Origin of the sequence: Streptomyces sp. NPDC046870 (assembly GCF_040704595.1) — a bacterium.
Lineage (GTDB): Bacteria > Actinomycetota > Actinomycetes > Streptomycetales > Streptomycetaceae > Streptomyces > Streptomyces argyrophylli.
In genome coordinates this window covers 280,857-292,447 of sequence record NZ_JBEYXM010000005.1, presented here as the reverse complement: position 1 = coordinate 292,447, position 11,591 = coordinate 280,857, and the positions used below count along the sequence as shown (strand labels likewise).

General features: G+C 73.8%; 8 protein-coding genes. 7 read left to right on the top strand and 1 reads right to left on the bottom strand.

Annotated features, from left to right (window positions below):
* Positions 1-63: 63 nt before the first annotated feature.
* The gene (locus tag AB0946_RS14615; RefSeq protein WP_366760928.1) at positions 64-3,918 is read left to right on the top strand and encodes an alpha/beta fold hydrolase; all 3,855 of its coding nucleotides are present in this window, start codon (positions 64-66) and stop codon (positions 3,916-3,918) included.
* A gap of 67 nt (positions 3,919-3,985) precedes the next feature.
* Here the strand turns inward: AB0946_RS14615 and AB0946_RS14610 are convergent, their stop codons facing one another.
* Positions 3,986-4,240 (bottom strand): hypothetical protein, encoded by a 255-nt coding sequence (locus tag AB0946_RS14610; RefSeq protein ID WP_366760927.1) that lies wholly within the window; start codon positions 4,238-4,240, stop codon positions 3,986-3,988.
* Positions 4,241-4,526: 286 nt separating this feature from the next.
* Between AB0946_RS14610 and AB0946_RS14605 the strand changes: the two genes are divergently transcribed.
* The 6 genes from AB0946_RS14605 (at position 4,527) to AB0946_RS14580 (ending at position 11,559) form a co-directional block, all read left to right on the top strand.
* Positions 4,527-5,330 carry an ABC transporter ATP-binding protein gene (locus tag AB0946_RS14605; RefSeq protein WP_366760926.1) on the top strand — a complete coding sequence of 268 codons (804 nt, stop codon included), beginning with the start codon at positions 4,527-4,529 and terminating at the stop codon, positions 5,328-5,330.
* On the top strand, positions 5,330-7,840 hold the full coding sequence (locus AB0946_RS14600; RefSeq protein ID WP_366760925.1) for an FtsX-like permease family protein: 2,511 nt from the start codon (positions 5,330-5,332) through the stop codon (positions 7,838-7,840). Before AB0946_RS14605 ends, AB0946_RS14600 begins: the two co-directional genes overlap by 1 nt.
* A gap of 86 nt (positions 7,841-7,926) precedes the next feature.
* Positions 7,927-9,225, top strand: a complete 1,299-nt coding sequence (locus tag AB0946_RS14595) for a sensor histidine kinase (protein ID WP_366760924.1) — start codon at positions 7,927-7,929, stop codon at positions 9,223-9,225.
* A complete protein-coding gene (locus AB0946_RS14590) occupies positions 9,189-9,833 on the top strand; it encodes a response regulator transcription factor (protein WP_366753513.1) in 645 nt (214 codons plus the stop codon). The genes AB0946_RS14595 and AB0946_RS14590 overlap by 37 nt, the downstream gene beginning before the upstream one ends.
* A gap of 110 nt (positions 9,834-9,943) precedes the next feature.
* Entirely contained in the window at positions 9,944-10,699 is a 756-nt protein-coding gene (locus tag AB0946_RS14585; RefSeq protein WP_366760923.1) for an alpha/beta fold hydrolase, read from the top strand.
* Positions 10,696-11,559 carry an SDR family oxidoreductase gene (locus tag AB0946_RS14580; protein WP_366760922.1) on the top strand — a complete coding sequence of 288 codons (864 nt, stop codon included), beginning with the start codon at positions 10,696-10,698 and terminating at the stop codon, positions 11,557-11,559. The genes AB0946_RS14585 and AB0946_RS14580 overlap by 4 nt, the downstream gene beginning before the upstream one ends.
* Positions 11,560-11,591: the final 32 nt, after the last annotated feature.

Below are 11,591 nucleotides of genomic sequence, written 5' to 3'. Positions count from 1 at the left end.
ACGAACGGTGAGACCGCGCCGAGACGGCGTGCTGTGACGACGCCCGTGACAAGGAAGAGGACCATGGCCGAGTCCGAGAAGCCGGACACCAGGATGGTCGAGGCGCTGCGCGCCTCGCTGAAGGAGATCGAGCGGCTGCGGGAACGCAACCGCGCGCTGACCGCGGCGGCCCGGGAACCGATCGCGATCGTCGGCATGGCCTGCCGCTACCCGGGCGGAGTGCGGTCCCCGGAGGACCTGTGGCGGCTGGTCGCGGACGGCGCGGAGGGCATCACCGCGTTCCCCGGCGACCGCGGCTGGGACCCGGACCTGTACGACCCGACGCCGGGCGTGCCGGGCCGCTCCTCCACCCGGGAGGGCGGCTTCCTGCACGACGCGGGGGACTTCGACGCCGCGTTCTTCGGCATCGGTCCCCACGAGGCCCTCGTCATGGACCCGCAGCAGCGGCTGCTGCTCGAAGGCTCCTGGGAGGCCCTGGAGAACGCCGGCATCGACCCCGCCGCGCTGCGCGGCAGCCGCACCGGCGTGTTCGCGGGCGTGATGTACCACGACTACTTCGGCAGCTTCGGCTCGGGCAGCATCGTCTCCGGCCGCGTCGCCTACACCCTCGGCCTGGAGGGCCCGACGCTCAGCGTGGACACCGCCTGCTCCTCGTCGCTCGTCACGCTGCACCTGGCCGCGCAGGCGCTGCGCCAGGGCGAGTGCACCCTGGCGCTGGCCGGGGGAGTGACGGTGATGGCCTCGCCGGGCACGTACGTGGAGTTCAGCAGGCAGGGCGCCCTCTCCCCGGACGGGCGCTGCCGCTCCTTCGCCGACGACGCCGCCGGTACCGGCTTCTCCGAGGGACTGGGCGTCCTGGTGCTGGAACGGCTGTCGGACGCGCGGCGCAACGGGCATCCGGTGCTGGCCGTCGTCCGGGGTTCCGCCGTGAACCAGGACGGGGCGTCCAACGGTCTGACCGCGCCGAACGGTCCGTCGCAGCAGCGGGTGATCCGGCAGGCGCTGGCGTCCGCCCGGTTGTCGGCGGCGGACGTGGACGTGGTGGAGGCGCACGGCACGGGTACGACGCTGGGTGATCCGATCGAGGCGCAGGCGCTGCTGGCCACCTACGGCCAGGAGCGCACCGAACCGCTGTGGCTGGGTTCGGTGAAGTCCAACATCGGGCACACGCAGGCCGCCGCGGGAGTGGCGGGTGTCATCAAGATGGTCCTGGCGATGCGCAACGGGGTGCTGCCCAGGACCCTGCATGTCGACCAGCCGTCGACGAAGGTCGACTGGGACGCCGGACGGGTGCGGCTGCTGACGGAGGAACAGCCCTGGCCCCGCACCGGCCGTCCGCGCCGGGCCGGTGTGTCCTCCTTCGGCATCAGCGGCACCAACGCCCACGCCATCATCGAGGAGGCCCCCGAGGAGGAACCGGCGGACGCCGAACCGGACGCCCCGGCGGTCATATGGCCCCTGTCCGCCCGCTCGGCACCCGCCCTGCCCGCGCAGGCCGAGCGCCTGCACGCCTTCCTGGCGGACCGGCCCGAGCTGCACCCGGCGGCCGTCGCCAGGGCCCTCGGCACCCGGCGCACCGCTTTCGGCCACCGCGCGGCAGTCACCGGCACCGACCGGGACCAGCTGCTGGCCGGACTGCGCGCCCTCGCCGAGGGTGCCCCCGCCCCCACGGCCGTCACCGGCAGGGCGCGGACCGGCACCCGTACGGCGTTCCTGTTCACCGGCCAGGGGGCCCAGCGCCTCGGCATGGGCCTCGAACTGCGCGCCCGCTACCCGGTGTTCGCCGAAGCCTTCGACGCGATCGACGCCCGGACCGGCCTGGACCTCGCCGGGGTGCTGGCCGGCGACGACGCCGACGCCGTTCACCGCACGTGGTACGCGCAGACGGCGCTGTTCGCCTACGAGGTGGCCCTCTTCCGGCTGCTGGAGTCCTTCGGTGTGCGGCCCGACGTGCTGGCCGGGCACTCGGTCGGCGAGATCGCCGCCGCCCATGCCGCCGGCGTCCTCGACCTGGACGACGCCTGTGCCCTGGTCAGCGCCCGGGGCCGGCTCATGCAGGCGCTGCCGGAGGGCGGCGCGATGGTCGCCGTACAGGCCGGCGAGGAGCGGGTACGGCCGCTGCTGGACGACCGCGTCGGGCTCGCCGCGGTCAACGGGCCGGCCTCCGTGGTGCTTTCGGGGGAGGAGGCGGCGGTGCTCGCCGCCGCCGAGGGCTTCGCGAAGACCAAGCGGCTCGCCGTCTCGCACGCCTTCCACTCGCCGCTCATGGACGGCATGCTCGACGAGTTCCGTGCGGTGGCCGAAAAGCTGACGTTCCACCAGCCGCGCGTCCCGCTGGTGTCCACGCTCACCGGGCGTCCCGCCGACGGGGAGCAGCTGTGCGACCCCGGCCACTGGGTGCGGCACGTGCGGGAGACGGTCCGGTTCGCCGACGCCGTCGCGGCCCTCACCGCCTCGGGCGTCGGCCGCTTCGTGGAAGTCGGCCCGGACGCCGTGCTGACCGGCCTCGTCCGCGAGTGCCCGGACACCGACGGCGCCGTCCTCGTCGCCCTCGGCCGGCGCCACGGCAGCGAGCCCGCGGCCCTCCTCGCGGGTCTGGCCCGTCTGTACACCGACGGCCTCGCCCCCGACTGGGCGGCGCTCTTCCCCGGCACGGCCCGCGCCGACCTGCCCACCTACGCGTTCCGGCACGAGCGGTACTGGCTGAACGCGGACGCCGCCCTCATCACCCTCCCGGCGGCCGCGCCGGCGCCCGCCGCCGGACCCGTGGCCGCCGAGCCGCTCGGGCAGCGGCTCGCCGGCGCCCCGCCGGCCGAACAGGAGGCGCTGCTGACCGAGGTGATCCGGGCCCAGACCGCCGCCATCCTCGGGCACTCCGGACCGGACGCCGTCGAACCCGACGCCGTTTTTCTGGAGATCGGCATGGACTCCGTCTCCGCGGCCGAACTCCGCGCTGCCCTCGGCGCCGCCCTGGGCAGCACCCTGCCGGCCGGTGCCGTCTTCGACCACCGCACCCCGGCCGCCCTCGCCACCGCCCTGCGCGGGCACCTGGCGGGCGGCGCCCCCGGCCCGGCGGGCGCCGGCGACCTCGAATCGGTCAGCGGGCTGGTACGGCGCGCGGCGGCCGACGGGCGGATGGACCGGGCCATCGACCTGCTGCGCACCGTGGCCGACATCCTCCCCGGCTTCTCCGCTCTGGACGAACTCGGCGCCGTCACGGACCCGGTGCGGCTGGCCACCGGTGACGCCGCCCCCCGGCTCGTCTGCCTGCCGTCACCGATGGCGCTCGGCGGCGCCCACCAGTACGCCCGCTTCGCCCGGCACTTCGACGGCCGCCGTGACGTCGTGGTGCCCGCGGTGCCCGGCTTCGGGCCCGGGGAGGCGCTGCCGCGTTCCGTGGACGCGGTGGTGGACGTGGTCGTCGAGGGCATCCGCCGGGCCTGCGCGGACGAGCGGCCGTACGTGCTCGTCGGCTACTCCTCCGGCGGCCAGTTCGCCCACGCGGCGGCCGAGATCATGGAGAAGGCCGGACAGCCGGCCGCCGGTGTGGTGCTGCTGGACACCTATCTGCCCGGGGACGACGGCAAGGACGACCTGTGGCGGCAGATGTTCGACGGCATGCTGGACCGGGAGTCCTCGCTCGGCGGCTTCGGGACCGCCCGTCTCGCCGCCATGAGCCGCTACAGCGACCTGATCCAGCACTGTCTGCCCGGCGCCCTCGCGGCACCCGTGCTGTTCGTGCGGCCGACGGAGTCCTTCGCCGCCGGCACCGACGACTGGCGGGCGAGCTGGCCGGCGGAACACGAGCCGGCCGATGTGCCCGGCACGCACTTCACGATGCTGGAGGACCACGCGCAGTCCACCGCCGAGGCGGTCGAGACATGGCTCACGGCGGCGCGCTCCGCCGCCACGTCCTGAAATCGCGGGCCGTCGAAAGGGAAAGGGGCGTGGGTGGCCGAAAGGCCGCCCGCGCCCCGATTTTCCTTCACTCGCCGGCCTCGCGGAAATGCGCCAACCAGGCGTGGATATCGCATCGGACACTGGCCGGATCGATACCTAATTGCACGGCGATTTCATCGGCGGCCGATTCCGGCTGCCAGCCGCTGCGCTGGAGCGCCAGCCACATCGTCGTGCCGCGCGGGCCGCATCGGTGGCGCTTGCCGGTGCGCCGGGAGAAGAGCTCCAGATATCCGTCGGGCCGGACCCGTGCGGTCAGTTCGTGGTCAGGCCTCGTGGCCATGGGACTTCCCATCTTCCGTGGATTTCTGCGGACGGTTTCGACGTTACCCGCGCGCAAGCCCCGGGACACGGGTGGCAACCGGCCCTTTCGAAGGGGAGTCAAATATGCGGACAAGGGTGATGGCATCGCTGCACAAAGATGGTGGACACCCGTCGGAACCTGCCGCTTCGAGGTAGAGAAACCTCTACCTCGAACTGGCCGGACAATGCCAATGTGCCGCGGGGCCGGCGTTCCTAATCTGGTCCCAGACACCGCGTGAGAAGCGAAATCTCGTAGGGGAGCCCCCGTGCACACTTCACACGACCTCCGCCGGACGGAGGCGGTACGGCTGGACGCCGTGTCGAAGACCTATGGCCGAGGAGACAGCCAGGTGGCCGCGCTCCGCGGGCTCACCATGAGCTTCGCCGACGGCACCTTCACCGCCGTCATGGGACCGTCCGGATCGGGCAAGAGCACCTTCCTGCACTGCGCCGCGGGACTGGTCCAGCCCACCTCCGGCACGGTCACCGTCGGCGGCACCGACCTCGCCGGCCTGGACGACACCCGGCTGACCAAGCTGCGCCGCGACCGGATCGGCTTCATCTTCCAGTCCTTCAACCTGCTGCCCGCGCTCACCGTCATGCAGAACATCACCCTGCCGCTGCAACTGGCCGGACAGCGGCCCGACAGGAGCCTGATCCGCACCGTCGTGCAGCGCGTGGGCCTGGCCGAGCGGCTCGGTCACCTGCCCTCCCAGCTCTCCGGCGGGCAGCAGCAGCGCGTCGCCATCGCCCGCGCCCTGGTGACCCGCCCCGCCGTGGTCTTCGCCGACGAGCCCACCGGCGCCCTCGACACCCGCACCGCCGCATCCGTGCTCGGCCTGCTGCGCGAGTCCGTCGACACCGCCCGCCAGACGCTGGTCATGGTCACCCACGACCCGGTGGCCGCCTCCTACGCCGACCGCGTGGTCTTCCTCGCCGACGGCGCCTTCGCCGGCGAACTGCTCCGGCCGACGGCCGACGCCGTCGCCGCCCGGATGACCCGGCTCGGCGCCTGGGAGGACGACACCCACCGGCAGAGCGCCGCGCAGCCCTCGGGAGGGCGGTACTGATGTGGCGCCTGGCACTGCGCACCCTGAAGTTCCGCCGGACGAGCTTCATCGCGACCTTCCTCGCCATGTTCCTCGGCGCCGCCATCGTCATCGGCTGCGGCGGCCTGATGGAGACGGGCGTCCGCATGGCGGCCGACCCCCAGCGCCTGAACGGCGCACCGGTCGTCGTCACCGGTGACCAGACCTACGACGCCACCGCCCTGACCGAACGTCACCGCATCGACCCCCGCCTCGTCGGCGAGGTCGCCCGGGTCCAGGGCGTCCGCACGGCCGTCGGCGACGTGTCCGTCCCGGCCACCGTCCTCAAGGACGGCAAGCCGGTGACCGGCAAGTCCGCCTCGTACGGCCACGGCTGGGCCTCCGCCCGGCTCACCCCCTATACCCTCGCCGCCGGTAAAACCCCCGTCGCCGGCGGCGAGGTCGTCCTCGACGCGGACCTCGCCCGGCGCGCCGGCGTGCGCCCGGGGTCCGCCGTCGACATCGTCGTCCAGGGCACGGCCCGGCGGTTCCTGGTCAGCGGCATCGCCGAGCAGCGCGGCGACCGCAACCCCGACGCCGCCGTCTTCTTCACGGACGACGAGGCCCGCGCCCTCGCCGGTGGCCGGATCGACTCCATCGGCGTGCTGCCCGACCCCGGCACGCGGGCCGCCGCGGTCGCGGACGCGGTGCGCGCCGAGATCGGCGACCGCGCCGAGGTCCTGACCGGCGAACGCCGGGGACTGGCCGAACTGCCCGGCACCCTCGCCAGCCAGCGCACCGTCGTCATCCTCGCGGCCGTCTTCGGCTCCTCCGTCGTCCTGATCGTCATGTTCGGCGTCGCGTCCACCCTCGGCCTCTCCCTCCAGCAGCGCGCCCGCGAGATGGCCCTGCTGCGCGCCGTCGGCTCCACCCCGCACCAGCTGCGCCGCATGATCCTCGCCGAGACGGCCGTGCTGTCGGTGGGCTCCGTGCTGCTCGCCCTGCTGCCCGGCTACGCCATCGGACGGCTGCTGTTCGGGGTGCTGACGTCCAGCGGCGTGGTGTCGTCGGCGATCGTGTACCACGCCGGATGGATGCCGATGGCCGTCGGAGCCGTCGTCACCGTGCTCGCCGCGGCCGGCGCCACCCGGTTCGCCGGACGGCGCGCCGCCCGCACCGAACCGGTCGCCGCGCTGGCCGAATCCACCGCCGGCACCCGGTGGTTCAGCGTGCCGCGGCTGCTGCTCGCGCTGTTCTTCCTCGCCAACGGCATCGGCCTGGCCGTCGCCACCGCCACCGTCATGGACGACGGCCCCACCCTCGCCAGCACCGCCGGGCCCGCCTCCGTGCTGTTCTGCATCGGCCTCGCCCTGCTCGCCCCCGGCATCACCAAGGTCATGGTCGCGCTGCTCCGCCTGCCGGTGCGGGCGTTCTCCGGACTCTCCGGTCAGCTGGCGCTGCGCAACGCCGCCACCGCCAACGTCCGCATGGCGGGCGCGGTCGCGCCGATCGTCCTGCTCATCGGCATCGCCACCGGCACCCTGTACATGCAGTCGACCGAGGACCACGTCTCCCGGACCTCCTACGACCGCAACATCCTCGCCGACTACGTCCTCGACTCCACGACCGGCGGATTCGCACCCGGTGTCGTCGACCGGGTGCGCGCCACGCCCGGGGTGGCCGCGGCCTCCGAGTTCGTCACCAGCCGCGGCTTCGTGGACCGCGCCGGCGGCCCGGACCAGGTCGACCTGCGCGGCGTCTCCGCCGACGGCGTGCGGCAGAGCCTGGACCTGCCCGTCGTCGCCGGCTCCCTCACCGGCCTGCGCGGCGACACCGTGGCCCTGTCCGACAAGAAGGCCCGGGAGTACGGGGTGAAGGTCGGCGAGCGACTGCCGATGCACCTCGGGGACGGCACCGCCGTACGCCCCACCGTCGTGGCCCTCTACCGGGACAACCCCAAGCAGGAGTACCTGACGCTGCCCGCGGCCACCCTCGCGCCGCACACCGGTGACGGGCTGCCGCACCAGATCCTCGTCCGCACCGCGCGCGGCGCCGGAGCCGGCGTCCACGAACGCCTCACCGCGCTGGCCGCCGGGGTGCCCGGCACCGAACTGGACGACAGCTCCTCGCTGGCCGGCCGCAACAACCAGATCCAGCAGATCCTGGTCTCCGCCAACTACACCATCGTCGCCATGATCGTCGGATACGCCGCGATCACCGTCGTCAACACCCTGGTGTCCGTCACCCGGAAACGGCGCGCGGAGTTCGGCCTCCAGCGGCTCACCGGCGCCACCCGCGCCCAGGTGCTCGGCATGCTGACCGTGGAGGGCCTGCTGACCGGCGTCGTCGCCACCGTCCTCGGCACCGTCGCCTCCGCGACGACCATCGTCCCCTACAGCCTCGTCAAGAGCGACTCCTACCTGCCCTCCGGATCCATCGGCATCTACCTCGCCATCGTCGGCGGATCGCTGCTGCTGGTGTTCGGCGCCACGCTGCTGCCGTCCTGGCGCGGCATGCGCAGCCCCGCCGTGGAGACGGTGAAGGCGGCGTGAGCCACCCCCTGGCCGGGCCGTCCCCGCTTCCCCCGGGCGGGGGCGGCCCCTCCTTGGCGGGCGGCCGGGAATGGGAGCATGAGGACATGAAGACTGTGCCGGTCACGTGGCGCGGCCGACTCGGCCGCGCCACCGTGGACACCCTGGTCGGCGTGGCCATCGCCTGCGGAGCGCTGCTGTCGGTCGTCCTGTTCGTCACCACCACCTACTTCATCGTCCTGTGCCTCATCGGCATCGGCTTCCTGGCGCTGCCCTACCTCACCCGGGCCGTGCGATGGCTGTGCGACCTCAACCGGCGGGCCGCCGCGCGTTCCGGCGTCCCGGTGGAGCGGCCCTACCGGCCCGAGCCGGAGGAGATCGAGAAGGACATCGTCGGCTGGACGCGGCGCTGCAAGTGGATCCTCGCCGACCCCGCGACCTGGCGGGACCTGCTGTGGCTGCTCCTCAACTGCGTCGTCGGCCTCGTCGGGTTCGTCCCGGCCGCGCTGCTCTACTACGCGGGGGAGGGGCTGTTCCTCGCCTGCGGCCTGTGGCGGCCCCTGGCGCGGGACGGGCACGGCCGCTGGTACTCCTTCGTCACCGTCGACAGCTGGCCGGCGGCGCTCGCCGCGGCCCTGCTCGCGTTCGTCGTGCTCACCGGCTGGGTGTTCCTCGGCCCGCTCGTCCTGAAGGGCTACGCCTACTTCGTCCGCCTGCTGCTCGGCCCCACCCGCCAGTCCCGACTGGCCTCCCGTGTCCAGCACCTGTCCGAGACCCGCTCCGGCGCCCTGGACATCCAGGCCGCCGAACTGCGCCGCATCGAACGCGACCTGCACGACGGAGCCCAGGCCCGGCTCGTCAGCCTCGGCCTCCAACTCGGCGCCGTGGACCGGAAGATGAACCAGGACCCGGAGGAGGCCCGGCGGCTGCTGCGGCAGGCCCGCACCTCGTCGGTGCAGGCGCTGCGCGAACTGCGCGACCTGGTCCACGGCATCCACCCGCCGGTCCTCGCCGAACGGGGCCTGCCCGACGCCCTGCGCGCCCTGGGCCTGGCCAGCCCGCTGCACGTCACCGTGGTGGTGGACCTGCCCGGCAGACTGCCCGACCCGGTCGAGTCCGCCGTGTACTTCGCGGTGTCCGAGCTGCTCGCCAACGCCCTCAAGCACGCCGACGCCCGGCGCGTGGAGGTCGTCGCCTGGCGCGAGGAGGACATGCTGCACGCCCGGGTCACCGACGACGGCCGCGGCGGCGCCGACGCGTCGGCCGGGAGCGGCCTCGCGGGCATCCGGCGCAGGCTGGCATCCTTTGACGGGGTCCTGGAGATCGACAGTCCACCGGGCGGTCCGACCGTGATGAAGATGGAGTTGCCGTGCGCGTTGTCCTCGCCGAAGACCTCTTCCTCCTGAGGCAGGGGATCATCCAGCTGCTGGAGGCGTACGACTTCGAGGTGGCCGCCGCCGTCGACAACGGCACGGACCTCGCCGCCGCGATCACCGAGCACCGGCCCGACATCGCCATCGTCGACGTACGGCTCCCGCCCACCTTCACCACCGAGGGCCTCCAGGCCGCCCTGCGTGCCCGCCGGGAGCGGCCCGGCCTGCCGATCCTCGTCCTCTCCCAGCACGTGGAGCAGATGTACGCCCGGGAACTGCTGGCCGACGGCACCGGCGGCATCGGCTACCTGCTCAAGGACAGCGTGCTGGACGACGAGCAGTTCATCGACGCCGTGCGCCGCGTCGCGGCCGGCGGTACCGCCATGGACACCGCCGTCGTCGCCCAGCTGATGACCAGTCACTCCCGGGACGAGCCGCTCGCCGCGCTCACCGCCCGCGAGCGCGAGGTGCTGGAGCTGATGGCGGAGGGCTGCTCGAACACGGCGATCGCCCAGCGGCTGACCATCACCGAGGGCGCGGCGGCGAAGCACATCTCCAACATCTTCACCAAGCTGATGCTGCCGCCGTCGAGCGACAGCAACCGCCGGGTGCTCGCCGTGCTGGCCTACCTCAACGCCTGAGCGGGCCGGTTGGGGCGGGTAGGGGTGGTCCGCCCCCGCCCCGGGCGTGAGACTGCTGGGGCACCGCCCCGCGCCGAGCGCCCCAGCCCAGGAAGGGAACGCCCGCCCCCATGACCACGCTCACCGAGCAGGACAGCCTCTGGATCCGCCGCTACCATCCCCGCCCGGACGCGGCGGCCAGGCTGGTGTGCCTGCCCCACGCGGGCGGCTCGGCGACCTTCTACCACCCGGTGTCGGCGAAGATGCCGGCCTCCGTGGACGTGCTCGCCGTGCAGTACCCGGGGCGCCAGGACCGCCGTGGCGAGCCGTGCGCCACGACCATCGGCGAACTCGCCGACCAGGTCACCGCCGTGCTGCTGCCCTGGGCGAACCGCCCCCTGGTCCTCTTCGGGCACAGCATGGGCGCCACCCTCGGCTTCGAGGTCGCCCGCCGGCTGGAACGCGACCACGGCATCGTCCCGCGCGCACTGTTCGCCTCCGCCCGGCGTGCCCCTTCCTGCCCGCGCCACGAGACGGTCCACCTGAGCGACGACGACGGACTCGTCGAGGAGATGCGCCGGCTGAGCGGCACGGACGCGTCGATCCTCGACGACGAGGAACTGATCCGCATGGCCCTGCCCGCGATCCGCGCCGACTACCGCGCGGCAGAGACCTACGTCTACGAGCCGGGCCCGAACCTGGCCTGCCCCATCGTCAGCCTGGTCGGCGACGACGACCCCAAGGTCACCGTGGACGAGGCCCGCGCCTGGTCCCGCCACACGGACACGGCGTCCGAGTTCCACGTGTTCCCGGGCGGGCACTTCTACCTGACGGCGCACGCCCAGGACGTCCTGGGGCTGCTGGCGAAGTGGACGGTGCGCTCGTGACGTCGGTGCTGATCACCGGGTGCAGCAGCGGCATCGGCCTGGAGACGGCGCTGGCGTTCGCACGGCGCGGTGACCGCGTCCACGCCTGCGTCCGGGACCCCGCCGGCGCGCAGGAGCTGCTGCGGCGCGCCCGCGCCGAGGACCTGACCCTCGACGTCCCCCGGCTGGACGTCACCGACGACGCGTCCGTCACCGCCGCCGTCACCGCCGTGCAGGACCGGCACGGACCCGTCGAGGTGCTGGTCAACAACGCGGGCATCGACCGGACCGGCCCCGTCGAGACGATGCCGCTCGACCGGGCGCGGGAGCTGATGGAGACCAATCTCTGGGGCCCGCTGCGCGTGTCCCGTGCCGTGCTGCCCGGCATGCGGGCCCGGGGCAGCGGGGTCATCGTGAACGTCTCGTCCCTCGCCGGACGGACGTTCGCCGTGCCGCACGGCGGGTTCTACGCGGCGAGCAAGGCCGCCCTGGGAGCGCTCAGCGAGGCCCTGTACGCGGAGGTCCAGCCCTTCGGCGTCCGGGTGGTGTGCCTGGAACCCGGCAGCTTCGCCTCCCGCATCCAGGGCAGGTCCGTCGCCGGCGCCACCGGCGCGGAGCGGTGCGAGGACGATCCGTACCGCGCGGACCACGCCTGGCTGGCCCGGTTCCTCACCCGCGTCGCGGAAGGCGCCGCCGACTGCGCGGAGGCGGCCGAGGCCGTCGTCGCCGCCGCCGACGACCCCGGCACCGCGCTGCACACGGTGGTCGGCAAGGACGCGGAGGCGGCCCTGGGCTTCCTGGCGGGCGTCTCCTACGAGGAGTGGCTGCCCCGCTTCCTCGGCCGGGCCGAGTCCCTGGCGGGGCCCCGGCCCGCCCCGTGAACGAGCGGCCGCCGGTACGACGCGGGCCTCGG

Coding starts and splice junctions, on each gene's coding strand:
- AB0946_RS14615 (WP_366760928.1), top strand. CDS start 64: ATGGCCGAGTCCGAGAAGCCGGACACCAGGATGGTCGAGGCGCTGCGC.
- AB0946_RS14610 (WP_366760927.1), bottom strand. CDS start 4,240: ATGGCCACGAGGCCTGACCACGAACTGACCGCACGGGTCCGGCCCGAC.
- AB0946_RS14600 (WP_366760925.1), top strand. CDS start 5,330: ATGTGGCGCCTGGCACTGCGCACCCTGAAGTTCCGCCGGACGAGCTTC.
- AB0946_RS14595 (WP_366760924.1), top strand. CDS start 7,927: ATGAAGACTGTGCCGGTCACGTGGCGCGGCCGACTCGGCCGCGCCACC.
- AB0946_RS14585 (WP_366760923.1), top strand. CDS start 9,944: ATGACCACGCTCACCGAGCAGGACAGCCTCTGGATCCGCCGCTACCAT.